The sequence below is a fragment of the Amycolatopsis sp. cg5 genome (assembly GCF_041346955.1).
Lineage (GTDB): Bacteria > Actinomycetota > Actinomycetes > Mycobacteriales > Pseudonocardiaceae > Amycolatopsis.
Genome location: NZ_CP166849.1, coordinates 8377559 through 8403773 on the forward strand (window position 1 = coordinate 8377559; position 26215 = coordinate 8403773).

28 protein-coding genes are annotated in these 26215 nt (G+C 68.3%); 16 read left to right on the plus strand and 12 right to left on the minus strand.

The window, feature by feature from the left end; all coding sequences use genetic code 11:
- Nucleotides 1-4 precede the first annotated feature (4 nt).
- Both AB5J62_RS37920 and AB5J62_RS37925 read left to right on the plus strand, forming a co-directional pair.
- Nucleotides 5-394, plus strand: a complete 390-nt coding sequence (locus AB5J62_RS37920) for a PaaI family thioesterase (protein ID WP_370944858.1) — start codon at nt 5-7, stop codon at nt 392-394.
- 106 nt (nt 395-500) lie between these two features.
- Complete coding sequence (locus tag AB5J62_RS37925) at nt 501-1757, plus strand: peptidase C39 family protein (RefSeq protein WP_370944859.1); 1257 nt, start codon at nt 501-503, stop codon at nt 1755-1757.
- Nucleotides 1758-2116: 359 nt separating this feature from the next.
- Here AB5J62_RS37925 and AB5J62_RS37930 read toward each other — a convergent pair whose 3' ends face one another.
- Nucleotides 2117-3340, minus strand: coding sequence for a cytochrome P450 (locus AB5J62_RS37930; RefSeq protein ID WP_370944860.1), 1224 nt, complete (start codon nt 3338-3340; stop codon nt 2117-2119).
- A gap of 140 nt (nt 3341-3480) precedes the next feature.
- Between AB5J62_RS37930 and AB5J62_RS37935 the strand changes: the two genes are divergently transcribed.
- Nucleotides 3481-4578, plus strand: coding sequence for an S-(hydroxymethyl)mycothiol dehydrogenase (locus AB5J62_RS37935; RefSeq protein ID WP_370944861.1), 1098 nt, complete (start codon nt 3481-3483; stop codon nt 4576-4578).
- 65 nt (nt 4579-4643) lie between these two features.
- On the plus strand, nt 4644-5183 hold the full coding sequence (locus AB5J62_RS37940; protein WP_370950445.1) for a gamma-glutamylcyclotransferase: 540 nt from the start codon (nt 4644-4646) through the stop codon (nt 5181-5183).
- On the opposite strand, the gene AB5J62_RS37945 is transcribed toward AB5J62_RS37940, so the two are convergent.
- Nucleotides 5170-6768, minus strand: coding sequence for an FAD-binding oxidoreductase (locus AB5J62_RS37945; RefSeq protein ID WP_370944862.1), 1599 nt, complete (start codon nt 6766-6768; stop codon nt 5170-5172). The two genes, AB5J62_RS37940 and AB5J62_RS37945, sit on opposite strands and share 14 nt — an antisense overlap.
- A gap of 16 nt (nt 6769-6784) precedes the next feature.
- On the opposite strand from AB5J62_RS37945, the gene AB5J62_RS37950 reads away from it, so the two are divergent.
- The 6 genes from AB5J62_RS37950 to AB5J62_RS37975 all read left to right on the plus strand — a co-directional run bounded on the left by AB5J62_RS37950 (nt 6785) and on the right by AB5J62_RS37975 (nt 11966).
- Nucleotides 6785-7432: a TetR/AcrR family transcriptional regulator gene (locus AB5J62_RS37950; RefSeq protein WP_370944863.1), complete on the plus strand. Its 648-nt coding sequence runs from the start codon at nt 6785-6787 to the stop codon at nt 7430-7432.
- Nucleotides 7429-8967 (plus strand): FAD-dependent oxidoreductase, encoded by a 1539-nt coding sequence (locus AB5J62_RS37955; RefSeq protein ID WP_370944864.1) that lies wholly within the window; start codon nt 7429-7431, stop codon nt 8965-8967. Before AB5J62_RS37950 ends, AB5J62_RS37955 begins: the two co-directional genes overlap by 4 nt.
- A 422-nt stretch (nt 8968-9389) precedes the next feature.
- Nucleotides 9390-9659, plus strand: coding sequence for a helix-turn-helix transcriptional regulator (locus tag AB5J62_RS37960; RefSeq protein WP_370944865.1), 270 nt, complete (start codon nt 9390-9392; stop codon nt 9657-9659).
- Nucleotides 9656-9880, plus strand: coding sequence for a hypothetical protein (locus AB5J62_RS37965; protein ID WP_370944866.1), 225 nt, complete (start codon nt 9656-9658; stop codon nt 9878-9880). The genes AB5J62_RS37960 and AB5J62_RS37965 overlap by 4 nt, the downstream gene beginning before the upstream one ends.
- Nucleotides 9877-10776 carry an ABC transporter ATP-binding protein gene (locus AB5J62_RS37970; protein ID WP_370944867.1) on the plus strand — a complete coding sequence of 300 codons (900 nt, stop codon included), beginning with the start codon at nt 9877-9879 and terminating at the stop codon, nt 10774-10776. The genes AB5J62_RS37965 and AB5J62_RS37970 overlap by 4 nt, the downstream gene beginning before the upstream one ends.
- A complete protein-coding gene (locus tag AB5J62_RS37975; RefSeq protein WP_370944868.1) occupies nt 10773-11966 on the plus strand; it encodes an ABC transporter permease in 1194 nt (397 codons plus the stop codon). Before AB5J62_RS37970 ends, AB5J62_RS37975 begins: the two co-directional genes overlap by 4 nt.
- On the opposite strand, the gene AB5J62_RS37980 is transcribed toward AB5J62_RS37975, so the two are convergent.
- The 4 genes from AB5J62_RS37980 to AB5J62_RS37995 form a co-directional block, all read right to left on the minus strand.
- The gene (locus AB5J62_RS37980; RefSeq protein ID WP_370944869.1) at nt 11953-13218 is read right to left on the minus strand and encodes a deoxyribodipyrimidine photo-lyase; all 1266 of its coding nucleotides are present in this window, start codon (nt 13216-13218) and stop codon (nt 11953-11955) included. The genes AB5J62_RS37975 and AB5J62_RS37980 overlap by 14 nt on opposite strands.
- Nucleotides 13219-13343: 125 nt before the next feature.
- Complete coding sequence (locus tag AB5J62_RS37985) at nt 13344-14660, minus strand: citrate synthase (RefSeq protein WP_370944870.1); 1317 nt, start codon at nt 14658-14660, stop codon at nt 13344-13346.
- Nucleotides 14661-14764: 104 nt separating this feature from the next.
- Nucleotides 14765-15703, minus strand: a complete 939-nt coding sequence (locus tag AB5J62_RS37990) for a carbohydrate kinase (RefSeq protein WP_370944871.1) — start codon at nt 15701-15703, stop codon at nt 14765-14767.
- On the minus strand, nt 15700-16275 hold the full coding sequence (locus tag AB5J62_RS37995) for a TetR/AcrR family transcriptional regulator (RefSeq protein ID WP_370944872.1): 576 nt from the start codon (nt 16273-16275) through the stop codon (nt 15700-15702). Before AB5J62_RS37995 ends, AB5J62_RS37990 begins: the two co-directional genes overlap by 4 nt.
- A 93-nt stretch (nt 16276-16368) precedes the next feature.
- On the opposite strand from AB5J62_RS37995, the gene AB5J62_RS38000 reads away from it, so the two are divergent.
- Nucleotides 16369-17514 (plus strand): acyl-CoA dehydrogenase family protein, encoded by a 1146-nt coding sequence (locus tag AB5J62_RS38000; RefSeq protein WP_370944873.1) that lies wholly within the window; start codon nt 16369-16371, stop codon nt 17512-17514.
- Between the two features lie 432 nt (nt 17515-17946).
- The gene (locus tag AB5J62_RS38005; protein WP_370944874.1) at nt 17947-18552 is read left to right on the plus strand and encodes a Uma2 family endonuclease; all 606 of its coding nucleotides are present in this window, start codon (nt 17947-17949) and stop codon (nt 18550-18552) included.
- 48 nt (nt 18553-18600) lie between these two features.
- Here AB5J62_RS38005 and AB5J62_RS38010 read toward each other — a convergent pair whose 3' ends face one another.
- Nucleotides 18601-18930: a hypothetical protein gene (locus AB5J62_RS38010; RefSeq protein ID WP_370944875.1), complete on the minus strand. Its 330-nt coding sequence runs from the start codon at nt 18928-18930 to the stop codon at nt 18601-18603.
- A 106-nt stretch (nt 18931-19036) separates the two neighbouring features.
- Entirely contained in the window at nt 19037-20251 is a 1215-nt protein-coding gene (locus tag AB5J62_RS38015) for an amidohydrolase (protein WP_370944876.1), read from the minus strand.
- Between AB5J62_RS38015 and AB5J62_RS38020 the strand changes: the two genes are divergently transcribed.
- Nucleotides 20250-20525 carry a hypothetical protein gene (locus tag AB5J62_RS38020; protein ID WP_370944877.1) on the plus strand — a complete coding sequence of 92 codons (276 nt, stop codon included), beginning with the start codon at nt 20250-20252 and terminating at the stop codon, nt 20523-20525. The two genes, AB5J62_RS38015 and AB5J62_RS38020, sit on opposite strands and share 2 nt — an antisense overlap.
- Here the strand turns inward: AB5J62_RS38020 and AB5J62_RS38025 are convergent.
- Both AB5J62_RS38025 and AB5J62_RS38030 read right to left on the minus strand, forming a co-directional pair.
- Entirely contained in the window at nt 20522-20986 is a 465-nt protein-coding gene (locus tag AB5J62_RS38025) for a GNAT family N-acetyltransferase (RefSeq protein WP_370944878.1), read from the minus strand. The two genes, AB5J62_RS38020 and AB5J62_RS38025, sit on opposite strands and share 4 nt — an antisense overlap.
- Nucleotides 20987-21024: 38 nt before the next feature.
- On the minus strand, nt 21025-21930 hold the full coding sequence (locus tag AB5J62_RS38030; RefSeq protein WP_370944879.1) for an aldose 1-epimerase family protein: 906 nt from the start codon (nt 21928-21930) through the stop codon (nt 21025-21027).
- A gap of 66 nt (nt 21931-21996) precedes the next feature.
- On the opposite strand from AB5J62_RS38030, the gene AB5J62_RS38035 reads away from it, so the two are divergent.
- The 3 genes from AB5J62_RS38035 to AB5J62_RS38045 are packed head-to-tail and all read left to right on the plus strand — an operon-like array spanning nt 21997 to nt 24184.
- Nucleotides 21997-22569 (plus strand): TetR/AcrR family transcriptional regulator, encoded by a 573-nt coding sequence (locus AB5J62_RS38035; RefSeq protein WP_370944880.1) that lies wholly within the window; start codon nt 21997-21999, stop codon nt 22567-22569.
- Nucleotides 22569-23390, plus strand: coding sequence for an MBL fold metallo-hydrolase (locus tag AB5J62_RS38040; protein ID WP_370944881.1), 822 nt, complete (start codon nt 22569-22571; stop codon nt 23388-23390). The genes AB5J62_RS38035 and AB5J62_RS38040 overlap by 1 nt, the downstream gene beginning before the upstream one ends.
- A complete protein-coding gene (locus AB5J62_RS38045; protein WP_370944882.1) occupies nt 23387-24184 on the plus strand; it encodes an MBL fold metallo-hydrolase in 798 nt (265 codons plus the stop codon). The genes AB5J62_RS38040 and AB5J62_RS38045 overlap by 4 nt, the downstream gene beginning before the upstream one ends.
- Nucleotides 24185-24265: 81 nt before the next feature.
- Here the strand turns inward: AB5J62_RS38045 and AB5J62_RS38050 are convergent, their stop codons facing one another.
- Both AB5J62_RS38050 and AB5J62_RS38055 read right to left on the minus strand, forming a co-directional pair.
- Nucleotides 24266-24802, minus strand: coding sequence for a DUF3558 domain-containing protein (locus AB5J62_RS38050; RefSeq protein WP_370944883.1), 537 nt, complete (start codon nt 24800-24802; stop codon nt 24266-24268).
- Between the two features lie 9 nt (nt 24803-24811).
- Nucleotides 24812-26047: an MFS transporter gene (locus tag AB5J62_RS38055; protein ID WP_370950446.1), complete on the minus strand. Its 1236-nt coding sequence runs from the start codon at nt 26045-26047 to the stop codon at nt 24812-24814.
- Between the last annotated feature and the right edge of the window lie 168 nt (nt 26048-26215).

The window sequence follows — 26215 nt, forward strand, 5'->3', positions numbered from 1 at the left end:
GGTCATGACCGACGACCTGTTCCACCAGACGATGCCGTTCGCCGCGCGGCTCGGCATCGAAGCACTGGAGCACTCCGCCGACCTCGTGCGCGCCCGGCTCGCCTGGGACGAGTCGCTGTGCACGACCGGCGGAGTGCTGCACGGCGGCGCGCTGATGGCGCTGGCCGATTCGGCGGGCGCGGTGTGCGCGTTCCTCAATCTGCCGGACGGCGCGCAGGGCACCACCACGATCGAGTCGAAGACCAACTTCCTGCGTGCCATTCGCGAGGGGAATGCCGTCGCCACCGCGCGTCCCCTGCACGCCGGGCGGAAGATCATTGTGGTGGAAACGGAAATCCGCGACGACGCCGGCAAGCTCGCCGCGAAGATCACCCAGACCCAAGCGGTGCTTTGATCGGCAACATGCAGGTGTACAAAAGAAATACAGAGGTTCTTTACGGAACCCGGACCGTGGGCGAAAATCCTCCACAGCTAGGAATGCGAAGAGGGATGGAGCCCACATGCGAGCCCGCCGATTGATGCTGCTGCTCACCGTGGCGATGATGACCGCCGTGACGACGCAGGCCGCCGAGGCCCACCCGGGCCGCGACGACGAAGCGGTCGACTACCACGAATGGGCGGGCGGGGCTTTCCACCAGGGCACACTGGCCGGGCTGGCGTTCGACCGCGGCGGGCTGCGCATCGGCAGGCCGATCGGCACGATCGAGCACACCGAGCCGAAACTGGGCACCACCAAGACCTACGAATACGGCCAGTGGACGTCACCGAACTACCGGCTGGACTTCGACGCGACGCAGCTCATCGCCTCGTGGAACGCACGGACACCCGAGAAGACCTGGCTGCAGGTCGAGGCGAAGGGCCGGACCGGGGCGGGCGCGGAAACAGCCTGGTACACGATGGGCCGCTGGGCCAACGGCGACGCCGACATCAAGCGCACGAGCGTCGACGGCCAGTCCGACGCAAACGCTTTCGTCGACGTCGACACCCTGGTCATGAAGTCGGGCGTGACGCTGAAGTCCTACCGGCTGCGCGTCAGCCTGTACCGCGAGGCCGGCACGCGCGAGACGCCTTCGTTGACCTCGCTCGGCGCGATGGCGTCGCACGTCCCGGACCGTTTCGACGTCCAGGCGACGAAGCCGGGCCGTGCGCGCGGCATCGAACTTCCCGTACCACCGTATGCCCAGAACCTCCACAAAGGACAGTTCCCCGAATACGGTGGCGGCGGCGAGAACTGGTGCAGCCCCACCTCGACCGAAATGGTCGCCGAATACTGGGGCAAACGACCCAAACCGGCCGACATGACCTGGATCCCGGCCGACTACGTCGACCCGACCGTGGCCTACGCGGCCCGCTACACCTACGACTACGCCTACGACGGCACCGGCAACTGGCCGTTCAACACGGCCTACGCGGCCTCGCTCGGCCTGCGCGGGCACATCACCAGACTGCACTCGCTCAACGAACTCGAAAGCTACATCGCGCGCGGCATCCCGGTGATCACGTCACAGTCGTTCCGCGCCGAGGAACTCGACGGCGCCGGCTACGGGACGTCCGGGCACATCATGGTCGTCATCGGCTTCACCCCCGAGGGTGACGTGATCGCCAACGACCCCGCGTCCTCCAGCAACGACCGCGTCCGCAACGTCTACAAGCGCGCCCAGTTCGAGACGATCTGGCAGCGGACCAAGCGCTATACGGCCTCGGGCGGCGTCGCCTCGGGGCCCGGCGGGATCGCCTACATCATCACCCCCTGGTAGGTCCCCCTTGAAACCCCGAAAGTGGCTTTCGTCAGATGCGATCTGCCGAAAGTGGCTTTCGGGCTATCGGACCTGACGAACGCCACTCTCGGGCTCTCCCCAGGTGCCGAAAGACGCATTGGGGTCCTCGCACGTACCGAAAGCCGCATTGGGGACCTGCCAGGGACCGAAAGCCGCATTCGGGATGTCCCAAGGACCGAACGACGCATTCGGGACCTGCCAAGGACCGAACGACGCATTGGGACAGGTCGGGTGGGCGGGTGGCGAGCCCTCTGCCCTCGCCACCCGCCCGGCCCGGTTCCCCCGCGGCCGCGGTGTTCAGCGGGCTTTATCCCATCCGCCCAGTGGGATAAAGCCCGCTAAACACCGCCACGGGCAGGGGTGAACGTGACCGGGAGGTGCCGCAGCCCCCGGATGTTGATGCTCACCCGCCACGACAGCGAAGCGGACATGTCCAGCTTCAGGTCGCGGCAGCGGGCGAGGAGCGCGCGGAAGGCGATGCGGCCTTCCATGCGGGCGAGTGGGGCGCCGAGGCAGAAGTGGACGCCGTGGCCGAACGCGACGTGGCCGCGGTCGGCGCGGGTGATGTCGAGTTCGGCGGGTTTGTCGAAGCGGGCGGGGTCGTGGTCGGCCGAGGCGATGGACAGCGCGATCAGGTCGCCGGCGGGGATGTCGACGCCGCCGATGGTCAGTCCCGGTTTGGCGAACCGCAGGGTCGGGACGGCAGTCGGCCCGTCGAAGCGCAGGAATTCCTCGATCGCGTTGTCCAGCAGCTCCGGCTGTGAGACCAGGAGCGAAAGCTGCTCGGGGTGGCGAAGCAGGGCGAGCATGCCGTTGCCGACGAGGTCGATCGTGGTGGTGTAGCCCGCGACCAGGAGCAGCCAGGCCATCGACATCAGCTCGACGTCGCTGAGGTGTTCGCCGGACGTGCGGGCCAGCGCGCCGAGGAGGTCGGTGCCGGCGACGGGCTCGCGCTGGGTGCGTTTGTACTTGATCAGGTCGCGCAGGTACGCGTTGGCCTCGGCGTGCATTTGCGGGAGGAGTTCCATGTCGCCCTCGCGGACGCCGGTGACGACGTCGGCCCAGTAGCGGAAGTTCTCGCGGTCACCGCCGGGGACGCCGAGCAGCTCCATGATGATCGTCGCGGGCAGCGGCGCGGCGAAGTCCTCGATCAGGTCGGCTTTGCCCTGGCTCGCGATGCTCTCGATCAGCCAGTCGGTGATCTGCTGGACGCGCGGTTCCAGCGCCGCGAGGCGGCGCGGGGTGAACTCGCGGTTCACCACCCGGCGCATCCGCGAGTGCTCGGGGGCGTCGGCGAAGAGCATGTGGTGGCTCAGTTCGCCGGACCAGCCGTGCGCGATCAGCGGGATCTTGCGCACGTCGTCGTTCGCGTTGACCGCGTCGTGCGCGACGAGCGGGTTGCCGAGCGCGGCCTTGACGTCGGCGTACCGGGTGACGAGCCACATCGGCACGCCGAGGTACTCGACCCGGTGGACGGGGGCTGCCTCGCGTAGCCCGGCCAGCAGCGGATACGGATCACGGGTGAACGCGGGCCGGTGCGAGTCGAGATTCAGCGTGGACATGCAAGCCACACGCGCCGCCGGGCGAAGCGGTTCAACAGTTCACCCGGATGGACCAGCCCCGCACGCGCACCCATGCGGATCTCGCGATATCCGTGCTTTCCATGGCAAGCTGCCCGGGGATCTTCTACCCGGAGGTGGCAATGCCGTACGAGGTTCAGGGCGTCGTTTCGCGTGCGAAGGGCGAGCCGGTCTCGCTGGAAACCGTCATCGTTCCCGATCCCGGGCCCGGTGAAGCGGTCGTCTCGGTGCAGGCCTGCGGCGTCTGCCACACCGACCTCCACTATCGCGAGGGCGGCATCAACGACGAGTACCCGTTCCTGCTCGGCCACGAGGCGGCCGGGATCGTGGAGCAGGTCGGCACTGGCGTCACCGATCTCGAACCAGGCGACTACGTCATCCTCAACTGGCGCGCGGTCTGCGGCACCTGCCGAGCCTGCAAGCGCGGCAAACCCTGGTACTGCTTCTCGACGTTCAACGCGACCCAGCCGATGACGCTGGCCGACGGCACGAAGCTGAGCCCGGCGCTCGGCGTCGGCGCCTTCCTGCCGAAGACGCTGGTCCACAGTGGACAGTGCACGAAGGTGGACAGGGCCGCGGAGCCCGCCGTCGCCGGGCTGCTCGGCTGCGGCGTGATGGCCGGGCTCGGCGCCGCGCTCAACACCGGCGCGGTGACCAGGGGCGACTCGGTCGCCGTCATCGGCTGCGGCGGGGTCGGTGACGCGGCCATCGCCGGCGCCAAGCTGGCGGGCGCGACCACCATCGTCGCGATCGACACCGACGACCGGAAACTCCAGTGGGCCAAGGACTTCGGCGCCACGCACACGCTCAACAGCAAGGGCCTGTCCGAGGACCAGGTCGTCGAGGCCATTCAGGAGAGCACGAACTCGTTCGGCGCGGACGTGGTGATCGACGCGGTCGGCCGCCCGGAGACCTGGCGCCAGGCGTTCTACGGCCGCGACCTGGCTGGCACGGTCGTGCTCGTCGGCGTGCCGACGCCGGACATGCGCGTCGGCGACCTGCCGCTGATCGACTTCTTCTCGCGCGGCGGCTCGCTGAAGTCCAGCTGGTACGGCGACTGCCTGCCCTCGCGTGACTTCCCGCTGCTCATCGACCTCTATCTGCAGGGGCGGCTGCCGCTCGACAAGTTCGTCACCGAGCGCATCGGCGTCGACGAGGTCGAGCACTCCTTCGAGCGTATGCACCGGGGTGAGGTGCTGAGGAGCGTGGTGGTGTTTTGAAGCTCTTCACCGACGCCGAATACCCAGCCGATCCCTATCCGGGCGCTCGCCCCGACCATTCCTTCGTGCACTTCGACGGCGCCGGTCACTCGCTCGACACGGCGCCGGACGGCTGGCGCGAGCGCCAGGCCGTGCTCGCGTACGGCTCGAACGCCTGCCCGTCCAAGATCACCTGGCTCCGCGACGAACTCGGGCTCGAAGGCCCGGTCGTCGTGGTGCGGGCGCAGTGCGTCGGGCTGGCCGCGGTGTGGGCGTCCGGCCTGCGGGTGCGTGACGGCCAGCGCCCGACGACGCTCGTCGCCATGCCGGGCGTGGTCGAGTGGCACGCCGTCTGGTTCGCCACGCCGGACCAGATCGAGGTGCTCGACGTCTGTGAGGCACGCGGCTCGCGGCATCACCTGAGCAGGCTCCACACCGGCACGATCACCCTTGAGGACGGCCCCGAGCTGGACAATGTCTGCGCCTACGTCGGCGCGACCGACATCCGGTTCCCGTTGCTCGTCGATGGCGTGCCGGTGCGGGTCGCCGAGGTGCCGCAGTGCGAGGCCGTCGGGCTGGAGGGCTCGCCGGGCACCTCGCACGGCATCGAGATCACCCTGTTGTGAGCTTGCCGGGATTGAGGATGCCGGTCGGGTCCACAGTGGACCTCGCGGCGCGCAGCACCTCGATGCCCAGCTCGCCGATCTCGGCGCGCAGATAAGGCGCGTGGTCGACGCCGACCGCGTGGTGGTGCGAGATCGTGCCGAGTCCCTTGATCGCCTCGCACGCCGCCGCTTTCGCGTGCTCCCACTGGCCGACCGGGTCATCGGCATCGCGTGCGCTGAGCACGGTGAAGTACAGCGACGCGCCGGTCTCGTAGGCGTGCGAAATGTGGCACATGATGATCGGCGAGCCGAGCGCGCCGGTCAGCGCGCCGCGGACCGCGTCACGCAGATGGTCCAATGTGGACCAGTGCGCGGACGTCTCCAGCGTCTCGACGCACACACCGACGTCGAGCAGCGTGTCGCGCTGGCGCGGACCCGAGAACCGGCCGTGCCGCCACGACTCGCCGAGTGAACGGCCGATCTTGACCGCATTCAGCCGCTTCAGTGTTTCGTTGCGGCGGTTGGAAATCTCCTGGCCTTCCCAACCGAGAATGAGCAGGCACGGATTTTTGATGCCCCGCGCACGCAGATACTGCTTGAGTGCCGCCGTTTTCAGACCGGCGTTGAGCGCGAGCGACACCTCGGTTTCGTCTACATCGGACAGTCGTGTGATGTCGGCGAGCACGTGGTTCTGCGCGAGCGCGCGCACCGCTTCGGCGCCCTTGGCCCAGCCGTCGACGAAGTAGCCCTCGTAGCGCCGCTGCACCGGCACCGGCCGCACGCGCAGCGCGACCTCGGTGATCACGCCGAGCGTGCCCTCACTGCCGATCGCCAGGTGCCGCAGGTCGGGACCGGCGGCGGAAGCGGGCGCGACACCGAGCTTCCATTCGCCGCGCGGCGTGGCCAGCCGGACGCTGGAGACCATGTCCTCGAAGCGGCCGTAACCCGAAGACGCCTGGCCGGCGGACCGCGTCGCGGCGAATCCGCCGATCGTGGCACGCTCGAACGACTGCGGCACGTGCCCGAGCGTGAAGCCGCGCGCGGCGAGCAGGCGCTCGGCCTCCGGCCCGCGCACGCCCGCCTGCAGGACGGCGATGTGCGACACGGGGTCGATCGAAACGAGCTTGTCGAGCCTCGCCAGGTCGAGCGAGATCACCGAGGACTTGTCCCCACGCAGCGCGTTTACCCCGCCGACCACGGAGGTACCCCCGCCGAACGGCACCACGGCGACGTCGTGGCGCACGCAGACGTCGAGCACCTCCTGCACCTGCTCCGGCGTCGCGGGCAGCACGACGGCGTCGGGCACGGCGAGTTCACCGAGCCCGCGGCGGCGCAGCAGGTCCAGATAGGACAAGCCGCCCGCGCGGCCCAGCCGGTCACCCGATGCGGTGAGCACGAACTCGGCGCCGACGACGGCTTTCAGCTCGTCAGCGGCCTTGGCGTCCAGCCTGGACTCAGCGGCTTCGAGCCCCGAGTCGGTAACGACAGGGGCTTGCGGACCCGGCCTGCCGATACGCTCGACCAGCCAGCGCAGGGCGCGAGCGGGCAGGTCGGCGTGATCTGGAGCCCAGGTTGAGCGGAGCCGGTGGTCAATCGTCTCGTTCACCGTTAGAGTGTGACACATGAGCGCCGAACGTCACTCACTCGTGGGACAACGCACACCGAGCGCGCTCGCGGACACCCGGACCCGGCAGCCCGCGGTCCGCGTCTCCGACGACGTGCTGCTCAACGCCGCGCGCAAGTGCGTGCTCGCGGTCGGCGTGCGCCGGACCACGCTCGCCGAGATCGCGCGGACCGCCAAGGTCAGCCGGATGACGCTCTACCGGCGCTTCCCCGATGTCCGCAGTGTGCTCGCCGCGCTGATGACACGCGAGTTCGGCGAACTGCTGCGCCGCGCCAGCGCCGAGGGCAGCGACGCGCCGACCGCCCGCGAGCGGCTGGTCGTCATCGCCTCGGCCGGGGTCAGCGCGCTGTCGACCGATCAGCTGTTCCGCACGCTGCTCGACGTCGACCCGGAACTCGTGCTCCCCTACATCGTGGCCCGCTTCGGCCAGACCCAGCAGTTCGCCGAGCAGGTGCTGCGCTCACTGCTCGAGGCCGGGCACGCGGACGGTTCCGTGCGCGTCGCCGACCTGATGACGCAGGCCCGTTCGATACTGCTGATCGTCCAGTCGTACGCGTTCTCGCTGCGCCCGGCGACCACCGACGTGAGCGAAGCCGGGCTGCTAGCCGAGTTCAGCCACATACTCGACACTTCGTTGAGACCATGATCCCTGGTTCGCTGAACGCTCGCCGGCGAGAACGTGAGCTCGATGAACTCGCGGACGGCGAACGCGTCGACCTGCTCGTGATCGGCGGCGGCGTGACCGGCGCCGGGATCGCCTTGGACGCGGCTTCGCGCGGCCTGTCCGTGGCGTTGCTCGAAGCGCACGACCTGGCTTTCGGGACGTCGCGGTTCTCCAGCAAGCTCGTGCACGGCGGGCTGCGGTATCTGGCCAAGGGCGAGTTCGCGCTCGCGCAGGAGAGCGCGATCGAGCGCGGGATCATGATGACGCGCACGGCGCCGCACCTCACCCGCGCGATGCCGCAGCTGTTTCCCTTGTACGCCAGCATGTCCCCGTTCCAGCGGCGGCTGACCTCGGTCGGCCTGCACGCGGGCGATGTACTCCGGCGCGTCGCCAGGACGCCGTCCTGGGTGCTGCCGCGGCCACGTTTCGTACCCGCGGCGGAGACGCTCGCACTCGCGCCGGGCCTGCGGCGGCACGGATTGCGCGGCGGGCTGCTCGGGTTCGACGGCGCTTTGGTCGACGACGCCCGCCTGGTCGTCACGATCGCCCGGACGGCCGCGTCCTACGGCGCGCGCGTGCTGACCAAGGTGCGCGCGGTCGAGGTGACCGGCGACCGGGTGGTCGCCCGCGACGAACTTTCGGGGCGCACACTGGAGATCTCGGCACGCCAGGTCGTCAACGCGGCAGGCGTGTGGGCCGGGTCGGTGGTGCCGTCGGTGCGGCTGCGACCGTCGCTCGGCTCGCATCTGGTGCTCGCGACGGACACGGTCGGCCTCGGCCTGGCATCGGTGAACGTCGCGGTCCCCGGTGAGACGAACCGCTTCGTGTTCCTCCTGCCGCAACCCGGCGGTCGCGTCTACTTGGGACTCACGGACGAACCGTTGCACGGCGATGTCCCTGACGTGCCAACGGTTCCCGAGTCCGATGTGGACTTCCTGCTCGGCGTCGCCTCATCGGTGCTGGCGCGGACGCTCACCCGCGAGGACGTGATCGGCTCGTACGCCGGACTCCGCCCGCTCGTCGACATTCCCGGCACCAGCGGCCGCAGCGCGGACCTCTCCCGCAAGCACGCGGTCGCGACCTCGTCCGACGGGGTGGTGACGGTCGTCGGCGGCAAGCTGACGACGTACCGCAAGATGGCGCAGGACGGCGTCGACGCCGCGATCGCGCACGCCGGGCTGCACGCGGGCCCGTCGATCACCTCACACCTGCCGATGATCGGCGCCGCCGACCGCTCCACACTGTCCACTTTGGACGCCCCAGAGCGGCTGGTCGCGCGGTACGGCACCGAAGCACCCCGCATCGCCGCGCTCGGCGAGGTCGACCAGTCGCTCGGCGAGGAACTCCGCACGGGCGTCACGGCGGCCGAGGTCGTCTGGGCCGTCCGGCACGAGGGCGCGCTCGACGCCGACGACGTACTCGCCCGCCGCACCCGCCTCGCGCTGGTCCCCGCCGACGCCGACGCCGTCCGCGCCCGCGTCGAAGAACTGGTCACCAAGGCACTCGCCGGACTCTGAGGTCGTGAGTGGTACGGCCGGTTCTAACCGGCCAAAACACTCACGACCCCTGGTCGTTCGTGATGGGCGGGTGCGTTTTGCGCTTAGGCCAGGCAAAGGGCCCTCACCCGTATATCCGGGTGAGGGCCTCCCTGCCCCAGGGCACTGGGTGAGGGAGGCCCTGACCCAATGCCGCCCACCCATCCAGCTCGGACGACGCCTCCGAGACCAGGGTCGTGAGCGTTGCGGGCGGTTAGAACCGCCCGCAACGCTCACGACCCCAAGCAGGAGACCCGCCAGAAGCTATGGGTCCGCCGGGCTCGCGCGAACCCGAGGTCTGGGTCGTGAGTGGTGCGGCCGGTTCTAACCGGCCAGAACACTCACGACCCCGGGTGGCGTTGGCGAGCTTGACGTTGTATTGGGTTTTTGCAACAGTTGGTTGCATGAGCCCGGTAAAACGCGGCAAAGAACTGCCGATCCACAACCGGCTCCAAGTACTCCGAGCAGAGCGGGGACTGAGCCGCGCGGCGCTGGCCGAGGCGGTCGAGGTGAACCCGCAGACGATCGGCGCGCTGGAGCGCGGTGATCACTATCCGAGCCTGGACCTGGCGTTCCGGCTGTGCTCGGTGTTCGACCTGCCGGTGGAGGCGGTGTTCAGCAGGGAGCCGTTCACCCCGCTGTCGACGCAGGTCTATCGAGAGGGCGGCGCATGACCGCGATGCGCGTCGGGATGTTCCCCGATCGGGTGTTCTTCTGGTTTTGGTCCGGCGGTGGCCTGCTCGCCGGTGTGCCGTACTCCCCGCTTCGCATACTGAAGGGCATCGTGATCTCCGAGGACCCCGATGCGGGCTCGCGCGGGGCGTTGATGATGATGACGTCGCCGACACTGCCGGACGATGATCAGGAAGACTTCGCCGAGGGGACGACGCCATGACCACCAGGCTCGAGCTACGGGCGGTCTCGAAGCGCTATGGCAAGGTCACCGCGCTCGACGAGGTCACCTTCGACGTGCGCGGCGGTGAGCTGTTCGGGTTCGTCGGGAGCAACGGCGCAGGCAAGACCACGACCATGCGGATCGCGCTCGGCGTGCTGGCGGCCGACAGCGGCGACGTCTGGTTCGACGATCTGCCGATCACGCACGAGACGCGCACCCGCATCGGCTACATGCCGGAGGAGCGTGGGCTCTATCCGAAGATGAAGGTGCTCGACCACCTCGTCTTCCTCGCCGAGCTGCACGGGATGGGGACCAACGAGGCGCATCGCAGCGCCGAGAACTGGATCGCCAGGCTCGGGCTGGCCGAGCGACGCAAGGACGAGATCCAGAAACTCAGCCTCGGCAACCAGCAGCGCGTCCAGCTGGCCGCCGCTCTGGTGCATGATCCGGCGGTGCTGGTGCTCGACGAGCCGTTCTCCGGGCTGGACCCGATCGCGGTCGACGTGATGAGCGAAGTGTTGCGGCAGAAGGCTTCCGAGGGTGTGCCGGTGGTGTTCTCCAGCCACCAGCTGGACCTGGTCGAGCGGCTGTGCGACCGGGTCGGGATCATCAAGGACGGGCGGATGGTCGCCACCGGCACGGTCGGCGAGCTCACCGCGCACGCGAACACCAAGCTCGTCGTCGGCGCGGTCCGCGGCTGGGCGGCCGGGCTGGCCGGGGTGCGCGTGCTGGAGGAGAACGGCACGCGCACGGTGGTCGAGCTCGACGCCGGCGTCGACGACCAGGCGGTGCTGGCGGCGGCGCTGAGCGCCGGGCCGGTGACGGAGTTCAGCCGTAGCCGTCGGTCGCTCACGGATCTGTTCAGGGACGCGGTCACGACAGGGGCGAAGGCATGAGCACGGTCACGCCGCAGCGGGCGGTCTGGCTGATCGCCAGGCGGGAGATCAACACCCGGCTGCGGACCCGGTCGTTCGTCGCGGGCACCGCGGCGCTGCTGGTGGCGATGCTCGGGTTCCTGGCCGTGCAGGCCTGGCTCAGCGACTCGGCAGGCAAGAACACGGTCGGTCTCACCGGCCAGACCACCGGCGTCAGCGAGCAGCTCACCGCGCTCGGCGAGCAGGCCGGGCTGAAGATCGTCACCAGGCAGTTCCCGACGGCGGACGAAGGCAAGGCGCAGGTCGAAAGCGGCGACGTGGACGCGCTGCTGTCCGGCACCGCCGCCGAGCTGCGGGTGCTCGTCAAGTCCACTTTGGACGACAAACTGCGCGCGGTGCTGGACCGCATCTCCCAGCAGGAGGTGCTTAACGGCAAGCTGTCCGAGGCAGGCCTCGATCCCAGTCAGGTGCTGGCTTCGGTCGCGGCCACGCGCGTGGCCGTGACCGAGCTCAAGCCCGCCGACCCGGACCGTTCGCAGCGGCTCGCGATCGGCGCGATCGTCGCGATCCTGTTGTACATCACGCTGTTCACCTACGGCGTGATGGTCGCGCAGGGCGTGGTCGAGGAGAAGGCCAGCCGGGTGGTGGAGATCCTGCTGTCGACGGTGCGGCCGTGGCATCTGCTGCTGGGCAAGGTGATCGGGCTCGGCCTCGTCGGGCTCGCCCAGCTGGTCATCCTCGCCGGGGTCGGGGTGATCGGCGGGTTCGCGACCGGGGTGCTCACCCTGTCCGGGGTCGCCACGGGCGCGCTGATCTGGGGCGTGGTCTGGTACCTGCTCGGTTTCCTGTTGTACGCCACGCTTTACGGCGCCGCGGGTTCGCTCGTGTCACGCCAGGAGGACACCCAGTCCGTGATCGGGCCGGTGAACATCGTGCTCATCATGGGGTTCGTCGTGGGGATCAACCTGATGACCTCGGCGCCGGACGGGCAGGCCGTCAAGATCGCCTCGCTGGTCCCGTTCCTCGCGCCGATCCTGATGCCGGGCCGGATCGCCGCGGGCACGGCCGCGCTTTGGGAGATCGCCGCGTCGCTCACGCTGACGCTGCTCGCCGTCGCGCTGCTCACCTGGCTGGGCGCGAAGATCTACCAGAACTCGATCCTGCGCACCGGCAGCCGGGTGAAACTGCGGGACGCGCTCAAGACCCGGTGATCTCGCCGTAGCGTTCGAGTGCCACCTGGCGCTCATGGGCATGGTCGACCATGGGCGCCGGGTAGTTCTCGTTTTCGGGGATATAGCGGCGACCGTAGTCGCCGTTGGGGTCGAACTTCTTGCCCTGCGTCGTCGGGTTGAAGACGCGGAAGTACGGCGCCGCGTCCGAGCCGGAGCCCGCGACCCACTGCCAGTTGAGCTGGTTGGACGCGAGGTCGCCGTCGACCAGATGCCGCATGAAATGCCGGGCGCCCCACTGCCAGGGCAGGTGCAGGTCCTTGACGAGGAAGCTCGCGACGATCATCCGGACCCGGTTGTGCATCCAGCCCTCGGCGAGCAGCTGCCGCATGCCCGCGTCGACGATCGGGAAGCCGGTCTTTCCCTGGCACCACAGCTCGAACGCGGCCTTGTCATCCTCGTGGCGCATCGAGTCGAAGCGCTTGTCGAGATTCCAGCGCGCGGCTTTCGGGTTGTGCCACAACACATCCGCGTGGAAATCACGCCAGGCGATCTCACCGCGCAGTGTCTCGTCTTCGAGGTCTTTGAGCAGGGTGCGCGGGTGGACGCAACCCCAGCGCAGATAGGGCGAGATCTTGGTGGTGCCAGGGAGATCCGGCCGGTCGCGGCCGTCGGCGTAGTTCACCCCGGAATCGAGGAAAGCCCGCCAGAGCTTGAGTGCCGCTTTCTCGCCCGGTTCGGGCAACACCATTTTGCCGACCGAAGGCGCTTTGGAGATCTTGAGCGACTTCTTCGGCTCGATCCAGTCCACTTTGGTTTTCTTGGCCGGGTTGGGCCAGGAATGACGCACCCAGGCGCGGTAGAACGGCGTGTACACCTTGTACGGATCGCCGTCGGCCTTGGTGATCCGGCCCGGCGTGATCGCGTACGGCGATCCCGTCTCGACCCAGTCGATTCCGTGCTCCGCCAACGCTTTCGCGACTTCGGCGTCACGCTTGCGGCCGTAGGGGGCACAATCGGTGCTGACGTGCACCTCGGTCGCACCGACGGACTGCGCGGCCTTGAGCACTTCGGCCTTCGGGTCACCCTTGACGATCTGCAACCGGCCGCCGAGCTGCTCGTCGAGCGCTTCGAGGCAGCCGTACATGAAGGCCAGCCGAGGTTTTCCGGATGGTTTGAGCAGCGCCTCGTCGAGCACGTACAGCGCGAGCACTTCGCCTTGGGCGGCCGCGGCGCAGAGCGCGGGATGATCGGCGAGGCGTAGATCGCGGCGGAACCAGAGCACGGCGGGCATCCGTGAACGGTACCCGCACAGCACAAAGCCCGCTCGACTCCGCCCTGCGGACGGGGATAAAGCGGGCTTTACACCGCGCGATAAAGCCCGCTTTACTCCCGGGAGTAAAGCGGGCTTTATCGCGGCTAGCGCTCCGAAATGCCGGTGTAGTCCCGGGCCTTCTCACCGGTGTAGATCTGGCGCGGGCGGCCGATCTTGTTCGCCGGGTCGTTGATCATCTCGCGCCAGTGCGCGATCCAGCCGGGGAGACGGCCCAGCGCGAACAGCACCGTGAAGTACTTCGTCGGGAAGCCGAGCGCCCGGTAGATCAGGCCGGTGTAGAAGTCGACGTTCGGGTACAGCTTCCGCTCGACGAAGTAGTCGTCGTGCAGCGCCGTCTCTTCGAGCTTCTTGGCGATGTCGAGCAGCTGGTCGCCGCCCTTGAGCTTCGACAGGATCTCGTCGGCGGTGTTCTTGATGATCTTCGCGCGCGGGTCGTAGTTCTTGTAGACCCGGTGCCCGAAGCCCATCAGCTTCACGCCTTGTTCCTTGTTCTTCACGCGGTTGACGAAGTTCTCGACGTCACCGCCGTCGGCCTTGATGCCCTCGAGCATGTCGAGCACGGCCGAGTTGGCGCCACCGTGCAGCGGGCCGAACAGCGCGTTGATGCCCGCCGAAACACTGGCGAACAGGTTCGCCTCGGACGAGCCGACCAGGCGCACGGTCGAGGTGGAGCAGTTCTGCTCGTGGTCGGCGTGCAGGATGAACAGCAGGTCGAGCGCCTTGGCGACCTCGGGGTCGACGTCGTAGGGCTCGGCGGGCAGCCCGAAGGTCATCCGCAGGAAGTTCTCGACCAGGCCGAGCGAGTTGTCCGGGTAGAGGAACGGCTGGCCGATCGACTTCTTGTAGGCGTACGCCGCCAGCGTCGGGACCTTCGCCAGCAGGCGGATGGTCGACAGCTCGACGTTGGGTTCGTCGAACGGGTTCAGCGAGTCCTGGTAGAAGGTCGACAGCGCCGAGACCGCGCTCGACAGCACCGGCATCGGGTGCGCGTCGCGCGGGAAGCCGCCGAAGAAGGCCTTGAGGTCTTCGTGCAGCAGGGTGTGCCGCTGGATCTTCTCGGTGAACTCGGTCAGCTGAGCCTGTGTCGGCAGCTCGCCGTAGATCAGCAGGTACGAGACCTCGATGAAGGTCGACTTCTGCGCCAGCTGTTCGATCGGGTACCCGCGGTAGCGGAGGATGCCCGCGTCACCGTCGATGTAAGTGATCGCCGAAGACGCCGCACCGGTGTTGACGAAGCCGGGGTCCAGGGTGATGTACCCGGTCGACGCCAGCAACTTGCCCAGCTCGATCCCGGGCGCGCCCTCGACCGGGTGGACCACCTTGAGCTCGTGTTCGCCGCTCGGCAGCCTTAGCGCGACGGTCTCGCCGCCGGACTGCCCCGCAGTCGTCGCGTCGGACATGCAAGTCCCTCTCACGATTGTCTGATGTATCCCTCCACGCTAGTCGAGGAAGGGGTCACCGCGCAGCGGCTGGGTTGGCCAGAGCAGGCGCTTTGGGACAAGGTTCACACAGCCGACACCATTTCTTCGGCCGTCGGCGGTTCCGCGCCACTGCGGGAAACCGTGATCGACGCCGCTTTCGCCGCGAAAGCGAGTGCCGCACGCCACATTTCCGCGTCCATTCGCGTCAGCTCGCGGATTCGGTGCTCGTGCAGATATGTGAGCAACGCCCCTTGGACAGTGTCACCTGCCCCGATCGTGTCGACCACCTCGACCCGCTCGGACGGGACCTCGGCGAGCACCCCCTGGCCGGTGATCACGGCCAGCCCGTCGGCTCCCCTGGTCAGCACGACGGCGTCCACCCCGGCCGCGACCCACTCCTTGGCGGCCTCGACCGCGTCCTTGCCGTCGGCGAGCCACTCGGCGTCGTCGTCGGACAGCTTCAGCAGCCGCACGTAGGGCAGCCAGGACGCGAACCGCGTGCGGTAGGCGTCCGGGTCGCGGATCAGCGCGGCACGGATGTTCGGGTCGAGCGCGGTCAGCACGCCGCGGGCGGACTCGCGGCGCAGCATCGTCTCGTACACGCTCGCGCCGGGCTCCAGGACCATGCCGAGGGTGCCGAGGCACAGCATGGTGGCGTCTTCGAGCGGGCCGGGGTCGGCGACGAGCCGGTCCGCGGTGCCTTCGGTGTAGAAGGTGTAGTGCGCGGAGCCCTTTTCGTCGAGCGCGACCACGGCGAGCGTCGTCGGCTCGGCGCCGCGCTGCACCAGGTCGGTGTCCACACCGGACTCGTGCAGGCGCTTGAGCAGCGCTTGTCCGAACCTGTCATCGGACACCCGGCTCAAAAACGCCGACGGCGCGCCGAGCCTGGCCGCGGCCAAAGCGACGTTGTATGGACCACCGCCCAGCCGGGGCAGCAGCGCGCGCAGCCCTCCGTCCACAGTGGAATCCAATGGGTCACCGGGAACGAGGTCGACGAGCGCCTCTCCACCTACGACAATCACGGCCGCGATGTTAGTCCGTCGAGCAGCAATTCGGACAGTGCGGTGAACGCTTCCGCGTCCGTGACACCGGTCCGCTGACCGACGACCCCGTTCTGGATGCCCTCGATGATCAGCCCGGCCATCTCGGCGATGAGCCGCGCGTGGACGTCACGGAAGATGCCGTCTTGGACACCCTTGGCGATGAACGACCGGATCCGGCTCGCGGCGGCGCGGCTGTTCATTTCATAAGTCGCACGCGCGGGCGGGAATTCCGCGATGTCCGCCATGAACGCGGCGGAGGCCCGTTTGAGGTATTCCGAAACCCCGGCGAAGTACTCGCCGATGATTTCGCGGGCGTCTTCCAACGGCGCGATCCTGGCCTCGATCTGCTCGGCCGCGCCCTTGAAAAAGTGGGCGACGACCTTCACCGCCAGCTGCTCTTTGGACGGCGCGAGCGCGTAGAGGGTCGACTTCGAGCAGCGGAGCTTGCCCGCGAGGTCATCTAGGGTGAACTGGGCGAACCCCTCGGCGAGGAACAGGTCCTCGAGCTCACTCAGAAGTGCCCGCTGCCGGGCTGTCGGCTGTCGTGCCATCGGATCACTATCCCTTACCCGGCCCAGACGCTTACTGTACTCTGAACGGACCCACAGTACTGTTTTCGGTACTCCTGCCCGCCGGAGGAAACGATGCCAGCCGAACGCCTGCTCCCCACGACCGAAGCGCAGGACCTCGTCGCGCTGGCCGCGGACATCGCGCGGGCCGAGCTGGCGCCGATCGCGTCCGAGTACGAGAAGGCCGAGCGGTTCCCCCGCGAGCAGTTCCGGCTGCTCGGCAAGTCGGGCCTGCTGGGGCTCCCGTACTCCGCGGACTGGGGCGGCGGCGAGGTCTCCTACGAGGTCTACCTGCAGGTTCTCGAGGAGATCGCGGCCGCGTGGATGTCCGTCGGCGTCGGCCTGTCCGTGCACACGATGTCCTGCTACGCGCTCGCCCACCACGGCACGGACGAGCAGCGCGACCGCTGGCTCCCCCAGATGCTCGACGGCGACCTGCTCGGCGCGTACGCCCTGTCGGAGATGCACGCGGGCTCCGACGCGGCCGCGCTGTCCACCAAGGCGGTGCTCGACGGCTCCGACTACGTCATCAACGGCACCAAGGCCTGGATCACCCACGCCGGCGAGGCCGATTTCTACACGACCATGGTCAGGACCAGCGACAACGGCGGCCGCGGCATCTCCTGCCTGCTCGTTGACGGCCAGACGCCCGGCCTGTCCGCCGCCGAGCCCGAGCAGAAGATGGGACTGACCGCGTCGACCACCGCGCAGCTCCGTTTCGAGGACGCGCGCGTGGCGTCGAACCGACTTATTGGCAACGAAGGTGACGGACTGAAGCTCGCGTTGTCCTCGCTCAGTTCGGGCAGGCTGGGCATCGCGGCGTGCGCCGTCGGCCTCGCGCAGGCCGCGCTGGACGAGTCCGTCGAATACGCCAAGGGCCGCACCCAATTCGGCCGCCCGATCATCGAATTCCAGGGCTTGGAGTTCCTGCTCGCCGATATGGCCGCGACGGTCGAATCATCCCGCGCGATGTATTTGGACGCGGCCCGCCGCCGCGACCGCGGAATGCCGTTCCAGCGCCAGGCCTCGATCGCGAAACTGGTCGCGACGGACGGCGCGATGAAGGTGACCACGGACGCGGTGCAGGTGCTCGGCGGCGCGGGCTACACCAAGGACTTCCCGGTCGAGCGCTACATGCGCGAGGCGAAGGTCCCGCAGATCTTCGAAGGCACGAACCAGATCCAGCGCCTGGTCATCGCGCGCGAACTCAAGAACTCCTGACCCACGGGGTCGTGAGTGGTGCGGCCGGTTCTATTGGGCGGAAACCCAAACGTGGCGTGATGGGCGTGAGTGCGACTTGCTGAGAATCAGCGGCCGCAGGTCTGACGGAGTTGCTTGGGGGACACCTGACGGCCCACAAGCAACTCCGTCGGCCCATGCTCGCCGACTCCTCGGCCACGCCACCTCGGACCTACCGCTCAAATAGCCCACAACGCTCACGACCCCAAGTCCCACAAGTCAAGCACGTTGACTGAGGAGAATTTGAGACGTTGAACGACCCATTTCGCACTCAGTCAACCTGCTTGACCTTTGCAGCAAAGAACCGTCGGCAACACTCACGACCCCGATGACCTGAAGTGGCCTAGGCCTCGGGTAGAATGGGTGGCGACAGTTCCGGATCGTGCGACAATGCCGGTGACGTGAGGAGACGTAGTGACGGCCCTTCCCGAACCGCAGCAGCATCCGTGGCTGGCAATGCCGGATCACCTGCTGACGATCGAGGAGTACTCGGCGCTCGGCGAGCCCGATTCCGGCTTTTCGGAACTTGTGGAAGGTCGCCTTTTGATGTCGCCAAGTCCCCGGCCTAGACATAACAACGCGATGGGGAAACTGTATGTGCAGATCTTGCCGCAGCTTCCACCACACCTCACGGCCATCCAAGACATCGATGTCGATCTCGAGCTGGTCCCGACGACCGATCCCGGGTTCTCCAGGCGCCCGGATCTCGTTGTCGTGGAAAGGGAAGCGTTCGCGAAGGCCGACGAAGAAGACCGCATGCTCAGGGCTGCCGAAGTGGTCGTCGTCATCGAGATCGTGTCGCCCGGTTCGCAACGCACGGACCACGTGACCAAGCACGGCGAATACGCGGACGCGGGAATTCCGTTTTACTGGATCGTCGACATCACCGACCCGTTCTCGCTGATCGCGTGTCACCAGGCCGGAGAACTCGGCTACCAAGACGCCCCGGCGGCGACCGGCACCTTCGTCACGAGTGAACCGTTCCCGCTGAAGATCGATCTCGACGGCCTCCGGTCCTGACCATGAGTGGTGCCACCGGTTTCCGTCCGGTGACACCACCCACGAGCATCAGATGATCTTGAAGGAGTTCGTGCGGTCGTTCATCCAGCCGACGTAGCTGGACGACTGGGTGACGGTCAGGCTCGGCGCGGCGCACCCGTCACCGTCGAAGAGGATGACCGTGCGGTTCGTCCTGACCGACGAAACCCTGTTCTTCATGTACGGCTCGAGTGTCACGCACTCGCCGACCTCGGCGGAGGTGGAGAGCCCACCGGCGCTCCAGTCGAAGTTCGCGTTGTCGAACAGGTCGACCGTGCCGCGGGCGGCGTGCGCGGGCCCGGCGGCGCCGAGCAGTAGGAACGCGGTGGCCGCGGTGCCGAGCAGAATCTTCTTGAGCATGGCGATTTCACCCTTTCGAGTCCCCCAGAAACCCGCTCCAGTGCGGGCTTCCGGGAAACTACGTCCGGGCCGGATCAGCCTGCAAGCATTTCACGCCTGCGTTAAATCAGGACTCCTGGTAACGGCGCTCGGCGACCACGCCCTCACCCTTCGCTTCGTCGAACGTGTAAACCTCGCGGCCGCGCACGAAAACGCGCATCGCGCGGTTCATCACGTCCAGCGGGTCGCCGGACCAGATCGCGATGTCCGCGTCGAGGCCCGGCTTCAAGGCGCCGACGCGGTCGTCCAGGCCGAGCATTTCCGCCGGGTTGACGGTGATCGAGCGCAACGCCGTCTCCGGGTCGAGGCCGTCCTTCACCGCCAAAGCCGCTTGGTACACAAGGAAGTTGATCGGCACCACCGGGTGATCGGTGGTGATCGCCAGCTTCACGCCCGCCCGCGCGAGGATGCCCGCTGAGCGCATATTGCGGTTACGCAGTTCGACCTTCGCGCGGGTGGTGAACAGGGGGCCGAGGATCACCGGGACGCCGCGCTCGGCGAGCAGGTCGGCGATCAGATGTCCTTCGGTGCCGTGGTTGATCACCAGTTTGTAGCCGAACTCTTCGGCCAGGCGGATCGCGGTGACCATGTCGTCCGCGCGGTGGACGTGCTGGTCCCAGTACAGCTCGCCGTCGAGCACCTTCGCGAGTGTCTCGTGGGTGAGGTCGACGTCGAACGGCTTGCCTTCGGTGCGCGCGTGTTCGCGCTGGGCGGCGTAGTTGCGGGCCTTGGTGAAGGCCTCGCGGATCACCGCGGCGACGCCGAGGCGGGTCGACGGGGTCTTGCCCTTGTCGCCGTAGACGCGTTTCGGGTTCTCGCCGAGCGCGCTCTTGACGCTGACGTGCTCCGCGAAGACCACGTCGAACATGCTGCGGCCCCAGGTCTTGACGCCGATCGTCTGGCCGCCGACCGGGTTGCCGGAGCCCGGCTTGATGACGACGCTGGTGATGCCGCCCGCGAGCGCGTCGTCGAACCCGATCTCGTACGGGTCGATGCCGTCGAGCGCGCGGAACCGGGCGCCGATCGGGTCGGTCATCTCGTTGGTGTCGTTGCCGGACCAGCCCTCGCCTTCCTCGTGCACGCCGAGGTGCGCGTGCGCGTCGATGAACCCCGGCAGCACCCAGCAGCCCGCCACGTCGATGAGCTCGGCGTCGTCCGGGATGTCGACGTCGGACGCGGTGCCGACCGCGATGATCTTGCCGTCTTCGATGAGCACCGTGCCGCCGTCGATCGGGTCGCCGTCGACGGGGACCACGTAGCCCCCCACAATCGCTTCAGCCATGGTGAGACACGCTAACCGAGATCGGCACAACGCGGGCGCCGCCGAGGCGTCTTGTGGCCATGGGGAAGAAATCGGTGGCGGCGCTGCGGTGTTGATCGTCGAGACCCCGGACTCGGTCACCGTCGAGGTCTACTGGCCTGACAAGGCGTTGAACGGCGTGCTCACCGCTTCGGTGAGCACGTCCCGGTTCTGGTCGGGCGGCCCGCCCTTGGCGCGTGTCCCGCTCGATCCGTTCGCCGCGGCGGCCATCGCCGCGGACCTGACCCGCTACTAAGCGATCTCCTTCTCGAAATGCACGAGCTGATAGTCGAACTCGGGCGAACGATGGGTTTCGTGATAGCCCAAGCGTTGATAGAGCCGTAACGGTCCTTGGCTGAACTCGCCGGTGAACAGCCGGAAGACCGTCACCCCGCGAGGCAGCCTCGCCTCGGCGGCCAGCAGCAGCGAACCGCCGTAGCCGTTCCCTTGCCGGTCGGGGGCGACGACCAGACGGCCGACCTCGCCCACGTTCCCGACCACCCGGACACGCACGCTCGCGACCAGCCGCTCCCCTTCGCGGTAGCCCCAGGCGAGACACAGCGGGTCGCCGAGCGCTTCCCTGGTCTCCGACAGGGTCTCCACGAGTGGTGGCAGGTCGAACGTCCGATGTGCCCGCGCTTCAGTCACATACGCCGCGCGCTGCAGCGTAAGAATCTCGCCCGCGTCCTGCGGGCCGAGCCTCACCGGTTCCATCATCCGAGGCTAAACCGGGCGTCTCCCGCTGTCGCCCGAATTCAGCCGAGCCGGATGCCCCAGCTGCCTGACCAGGCGGTTCCCGGCTCCAGCTCGATCAGGTCGGTGCCGGTGTTGAGCGCGTCGGCCGGGCAGGTCATCGGCTCGATCGCGATGCCGCGGCCGCGCCCGACCAGCTCGGCCGGGGTGAACACCTGGACCCACTTGAAGTCGGGACCGGCCCACACGTCGAGCGTGCTCTCTCCGTGTGTGAGGACGTGGTGATGACGGCCGTCCTCACCGGCGACGAGCCCGCCGAACGCGGTGTCGAGGTCGACGCCGGCGAGCACCTGGCCGCCGCGGAAGTCGTACTCGGTGCCGTCGACGTCGCGTTCGGTGTCGTACGGCATCTGCTCGTCGCCGAGGTACGGCCGGACGCGGGTCGCGGGCAGGGTGAGGGTGAGCTCGTCGGTCGGCGCGTCGCCGATCCGGAAGTACGGGTGCGTGCCGAGGCCGACGCCGATCGGCGAGTCGCCCTCGTTGCGGATCTCGTGCGTGATGGTCAGCTCGCGCGGCGCGATCTCGTAGGTGGTGACGGCACGCAGCGGGACCGGCCAGCCTGGCTCGCCGTCGATGTCGACGCACAGCGTGATCGACGATTCGGCGTGCTCGAGCAGCTCCCACTCCTTGTGGCGGGTGAGGCCGTGGATCGCGTTGCCGCGTGCTTCCTCGGTGATCTCCAGCTGCTGCTTCTCGCCCTGGTAGACCCACTCGCCGCCCTTGGTGCGGTTCGGCCAGGGCAGCAGCACCTGGCCGGCGCCCTTGGGCGGTTTCTCGGCGGCGGCGAACTCCTCGACGCACGCCACCCCGCCGACCTCGAACAGGCGCAACCCGGCGCCGATCTCGGTGACGACGGCGCGCGCGTTGCCACGGGTGATCTCGAACTGCTGTCCGGTGGGGTTCGCCATGCGCGCCAAGATACCGGCTTTGAAATTTACTAGACCGGTCGTCATAGTTTGAGCTACGGTCGGCTCATGGTCCGCCGCACCGACACCCGGCAGCGCATGCTCGAAACCGCCGCCGAGCTCTTCCACACCCAGGGCTACCACGCCACCGGCCTCAACCAGCTCGTCGCGGCGGGCGGTGCGCCGAAAGGCTCGCTCTACTTCCACTTCCCCGGCGGCAAGGAGCAGCTCGCCGCCGAGGCGCTGCGCCTGTCCGGCGGCACTTTCCGCGAGATGATCACGCGCGTCGTCGAAACCGCGCCGGACGCGGCCACCGCGGTGTGCGCGGTCATCGACGGGCTGATCGAGGTCCAGCTCGCGTCGGGCTTCCAGCGCGGGTGTCCACTCGCGACGGTCGCGATGGACGCGTCCAGCGAACCGGTCAGGGAGGCCTGCGCCGACGGTTACGCCTCCTGGCTCGAAGGCTTGTCCCAATACTTTGTCTCCCAACGCTTTTCGGCCGAGAAGGCCGACGAGCTGGCGACCATCGTGCTCGCCTCGGTCGAAGGCGGGCTGCTGCTCGCGCGGACCAGGCACGACGTCGCCCCGCTGCGCGCGGTGCGGGAACACCTGCGCGCCACCATCGAAAGGGAGTTGCCCTGATGCGGGTACACCATCTCGACTGCGGGACCATGCGGCCGCTCGGCGGCAAGCTCGTCGACGGCCGGTCTTCGCTGTTCGGGCGGGCCGAAATGGTCTGCCACTGCCTGCTCGTGGAAACCGGTGCCGGGCTCACGCTCGTCGAGACGGGCATGGGCTCGCCGATCGCGAGCCGCGGCGAGGAATGGCTCGGCCGCCGGTTCATCCGCACGAGCGGGCCGGTACTCGACCAGGACGCGGCCGTCACGCAGATCAAGAAGCTCGGGTACGACCCGCGTGACGTGGCCGACATCGTGCTCACGCACCTCGACCTGGACCACGCGGGCGGGCTCGTCGACTTCCCCGAAGCCAATGTCCACGTCTACGCCGAAGAACTCCGCGCGTTCGAGCGGCCGCGCGAGGACGAGGTCGGCCGGTACCGGGCGGTCCAGTTCACCCACCGTCCGAAGTGGACAAGCCACGCCGCGCTCGGCGAACCGTGGTTCGGCTTCGACGCCGTGCGCGAGATCGCGCCGGACATCCTGCTGATCCCGCTCGCCGGGCACACGCGCGGGCACGCGGGCGTCGCGGTCGACACCGGTGACGGCTGGCTGCTCCACGCGGGTGACTCCTACTTCCACCCCGGCGAGATCGACCCGGTCTCCCCGCACTGCCCGCCGCTGCTCGCGTTGTTCGAAGGCTTGGTACAGACGGAAAAACGGGCCAGGCTGGACAATCAGCAGCGCTTGCGCGACCTTGTCCGTGACCACAGCGGCGAAGTGACCGTCTTCTCCGCGCACAACGCCGCCGAGTTCCACCGGCTGCGCGAGAGGAGCACCGTATGAAGGTCCACCATCTCAACTGCGGGTCGATGCGCCCGCTCGGCGGCCGGATGCCCGAGATGGTGGCGCACTGCCTGCTGATCGAGGCAGCCGACGGTCTCGTGCTCGCCGACAGCGGCTTCGGCACCCGAGCGCTGGAACAGCCCGGCAAGTGGCTCGGCACCGCGCTGACCACCGTGGTCGGCGCGCGACTCGAACGCTCCGAAACCGCCGCCGCGCAGGTGGCCGCGCTCGGCTACGCGGCCGAAGACGTCCGCCACATCGTCACCACGCACCTCGACTGCGACCACGCGGGCGGCCTCGCGGACTTCCCGCACGCCACCGTGCACGTCCACGCCGAGGAACACCGCGCGGCGACGGCGCCCGCCAATTTCCGCGAGCGGTACCGGTACCGCTCGATCCAGTTCGAGCACGGGCCGCGCTGGAGCACGTACCGCACGGAAGGCGAAAGCTGGCTCGGTTTCGAGGCCGTGCGCGAGCTCAAGGGCCTGCCGCCGGAGATCCTCCTGATCCCGCTGGGCGGCCACACACTGGGCCACGCGGGCGTCGCGGTGGACACCGGCAGCGGCTGGCTCCTGCACGCCGGCGACGCGTATTTCCACCACGGCCAGCTGGATCCGGTGGCGCGACACTGCCCCGGCGGGCTGGAGGCGTTCCAGAAGCTGGTGCAGACGCAGAAGAAACCCCGCCTCGCCAACGAACGCAGGCTCCGCGAACTCGTCCGTCACCACGGGGACGAGGTGCAGGTGTTCAGCGCACACGACCACGCGGAGTTCGAGCGCTACCAGGACTCCTGAGCACCACGGGGATAAAGCGGGCTTTACTCCGCGAGATAAAGCCCGCTTTATCCCCGGGAGTAAAGCGGGCTTTATCGCGGGTTACTGCTCGGCGTCGATGGCCTGCTTGACCAAGGGCGTCATCTGCTCGACGGTCATTTTGGCCGGGCCGCTGTAGCTGACCAAAATCGGAACGCCGCCGACGACCTTGGCCGCGACGAGGGTCGCGGTCTTGGCTTCCTCGACGTAGTAGAGCGCGCCCTCGGCGAGGCCGGAAACGTCGCGGGCGCCGGGCTTCTTCTCCTTGATGCTCGCGATCATCGCGTCGGGCTTGACCTTGTTGCCGTCGTAGCGGGTGACGGCCAGCGCGCCGACCTGCTTGCCCTCGGCCGAGTAGACGCAGGTCTTGGCCTTGCCGCCGTTGGCGGCGGTGTTCTGGTCGGGGCCGGGCGCGCCGGTGACCGACTGGCGTTCGATGGCCTTGCCGACCGCGTCGCCGGCGAGCACCGCGCACGGTTCCTTGAGCGTGACCGCCTTGGACGGCGTCGGCTTGGGCGCGGCGGCGGGCTTCTCATCGGACGAGCAGCCCGCCGACACCAGGGCAAGAGCGGAAATCAGGACAATTCGCCAAGAGCGCATACCGCCACTCTAGGCGGATTCCGGTTCGGCGGGCGCGCGGTAGCGGAAGAACGCGGGCAGCAGCGCCATCGCGACGAGCACCCCGACGATCACCAGCACGCCGCCGCCGGACGCCGCGGCCGCGGTGCCGACACCGGCGGCCGCCCAGCCGTGCGTGAGGTCGGCGATACGCGGTCCACCTGCGACAACGACCGTGAAGACACCTTGGAGCCGTCCGCGCATCTCGTCGGTCGTGGCGACCTGCAGGATCGACATCCGGTAGATCGCGGAGACCATGTCGGCGGCGCCTGCCAGCGCGATGAAGATCACCGCGAGCCAGAGCGACGAACTCAGGCCGAAGCCGGCCACCGCCGCGCCCCACGCGCAGATGGCCAGCACGACCGCGACACCTTGGCGCCGCACCCTGGTCAGCCAGCCGGAGAACAAGCCGACGAGCATCGAGCCGACCGGGATGGCCGCGTAGAGCCAGCCGAGCGCGGGCCCGCCGCCCGGCGGGTCGCCGAAGGTCCGTTCGGCCATTTCCGGGAACAACGCGCGCGGCATACCGAAGACCATCGCGATGATATCGACGACGAAGGAAGCCAATACGACCTTTTGCGTTGCCAAATAACGGAAACCGTCGATCACATCGCGCAATCCGGCCCGTCTCGACGGCCCGTTCAATGGCGGCAGCGGCGGCAATTTCCAGACCGCGATCAAGGTGAGCGACAACGCGATCACGTCGATCAAATACAAGGTGGACAGCCCGAGCAGCGGCAGCACCGCGCCGGCCAGCAGCGGCCCGAACACCATGCCGAAGGTCGACATGGTCGAGCCCAGCGCGATCGCGGGCGCGATCAGGTGCTCCGGCACCAGCCTGGCGACGACCGCGCTGCGCGTCGGCATGTTGATCGCGAAGAAGGCCTGGTTGACGGCCAGCAGCGCGAGCACGAGCCACACCGAGCGCAGGCCGATGAACGCCTGCAGCCACAGCACGGCCGAGGTCAGCGCGATGCCGGTGTTGGTCACCAGCAGCAGCTTGCGCCGGTCGACGGTGTCGGCGATCGCGCCGCCCCACAGCCCGAACACGAGCAGCGGGACGAGCGCCACCGCGCCGGTCAGGCCGACGAACCCGGACGAGCCGGTGATGTCGAAGATCTGCTTGGGCACGGCGACGGCCGTCAGCTGGCTGCCGATGGCCGTCACGGCCGTCGACATCCAGAGACGGCGATAGGCGGGGATCTTCAGCGGCCGCCGGTCGACCATGATCGACCCGAGCAGCCTGCGTGCGGTCCCCGCCTTAACGCTCACAACACATGAGCTTAGCCGTGCTAACTAATTTCGACCGAGTGATTTACCTCGCCCGAGCCCGGGGCCGCTGCTCCCAGCGGTCTCGAAGGCGCCCCGCGCCCGAAGTCTTCACGGTGCCCGCCC

Excerpts from the sequence above, each read along its gene's own strand:
- AB5J62_RS37920 (WP_370944858.1), top strand. The coding sequence starts at position 5 with ATGACCGACGACCTGTTCCACCAGACGATGCCGTTCGCCGCGCGGCTC.
- AB5J62_RS37925 (WP_370944859.1), top strand. The coding sequence starts at position 501 with ATGCGAGCCCGCCGATTGATGCTGCTGCTCACCGTGGCGATGATGACC.
- AB5J62_RS37930 (WP_370944860.1), bottom strand. The coding sequence starts at position 3,340 with ATGTCCACGCTGAATCTCGACTCGCACCGGCCCGCGTTCACCCGTGAT.
- AB5J62_RS37935 (WP_370944861.1), top strand. The coding sequence starts at position 3,481 with ATGCCGTACGAGGTTCAGGGCGTCGTTTCGCGTGCGAAGGGCGAGCCG.
- AB5J62_RS37950 (WP_370944863.1), top strand. The coding sequence starts at position 6,785 with ATGAGCGCCGAACGTCACTCACTCGTGGGACAACGCACACCGAGCGCG.
- AB5J62_RS37955 (WP_370944864.1), top strand. The coding sequence starts at position 7,429 with ATGATCCCTGGTTCGCTGAACGCTCGCCGGCGAGAACGTGAGCTCGAT.
- AB5J62_RS37960 (WP_370944865.1), top strand. The coding sequence starts at position 9,390 with ATGAGCCCGGTAAAACGCGGCAAAGAACTGCCGATCCACAACCGGCTC.
- AB5J62_RS37965 (WP_370944866.1), top strand. The coding sequence starts at position 9,656 with ATGACCGCGATGCGCGTCGGGATGTTCCCCGATCGGGTGTTCTTCTGG.
- AB5J62_RS37970 (WP_370944867.1), top strand. The coding sequence starts at position 9,877 with ATGACCACCAGGCTCGAGCTACGGGCGGTCTCGAAGCGCTATGGCAAG.
- AB5J62_RS37975 (WP_370944868.1), top strand. The coding sequence starts at position 10,773 with ATGAGCACGGTCACGCCGCAGCGGGCGGTCTGGCTGATCGCCAGGCGG.
- AB5J62_RS37980 (WP_370944869.1), bottom strand. The coding sequence starts at position 13,218 with ATGCCCGCCGTGCTCTGGTTCCGCCGCGATCTACGCCTCGCCGATCAT.
- AB5J62_RS37985 (WP_370944870.1), bottom strand. The coding sequence starts at position 14,660 with ATGTCCGACGCGACGACTGCGGGGCAGTCCGGCGGCGAGACCGTCGCG.
- AB5J62_RS37995 (WP_370944872.1), bottom strand. The coding sequence starts at position 16,275 with ATGGCACGACAGCCGACAGCCCGGCAGCGGGCACTTCTGAGTGAGCTC.
- AB5J62_RS38000 (WP_370944873.1), top strand. The coding sequence starts at position 16,369 with ATGCCAGCCGAACGCCTGCTCCCCACGACCGAAGCGCAGGACCTCGTC.
- AB5J62_RS38010 (WP_370944875.1), bottom strand. The coding sequence starts at position 18,930 with ATGCTCAAGAAGATTCTGCTCGGCACCGCGGCCACCGCGTTCCTACTG.
- AB5J62_RS38020 (WP_370944877.1), top strand. The coding sequence starts at position 20,250 with ATGGTGAGACACGCTAACCGAGATCGGCACAACGCGGGCGCCGCCGAG.
- AB5J62_RS38015 (WP_370944876.1), bottom strand. The coding sequence starts at position 20,251 with ATGGCTGAAGCGATTGTGGGGGGCTACGTGGTCCCCGTCGACGGCGAC.
- AB5J62_RS38025 (WP_370944878.1), bottom strand. The coding sequence starts at position 20,986 with ATGATGGAACCGGTGAGGCTCGGCCCGCAGGACGCGGGCGAGATTCTT.
- AB5J62_RS38030 (WP_370944879.1), bottom strand. The coding sequence starts at position 21,930 with ATGGCGAACCCCACCGGACAGCAGTTCGAGATCACCCGTGGCAACGCG.
- AB5J62_RS38035 (WP_370944880.1), top strand. The coding sequence starts at position 21,997 with ATGGTCCGCCGCACCGACACCCGGCAGCGCATGCTCGAAACCGCCGCC.
- AB5J62_RS38040 (WP_370944881.1), top strand. The coding sequence starts at position 22,569 with ATGCGGGTACACCATCTCGACTGCGGGACCATGCGGCCGCTCGGCGGC.
- AB5J62_RS38045 (WP_370944882.1), top strand. The coding sequence starts at position 23,387 with ATGAAGGTCCACCATCTCAACTGCGGGTCGATGCGCCCGCTCGGCGGC.
- AB5J62_RS38050 (WP_370944883.1), bottom strand. The coding sequence starts at position 24,802 with ATGCGCTCTTGGCGAATTGTCCTGATTTCCGCTCTTGCCCTGGTGTCG.
- AB5J62_RS38055 (WP_370950446.1), bottom strand. The coding sequence starts at position 26,047 with ATGGTCGACCGGCGGCCGCTGAAGATCCCCGCCTATCGCCGTCTCTGG.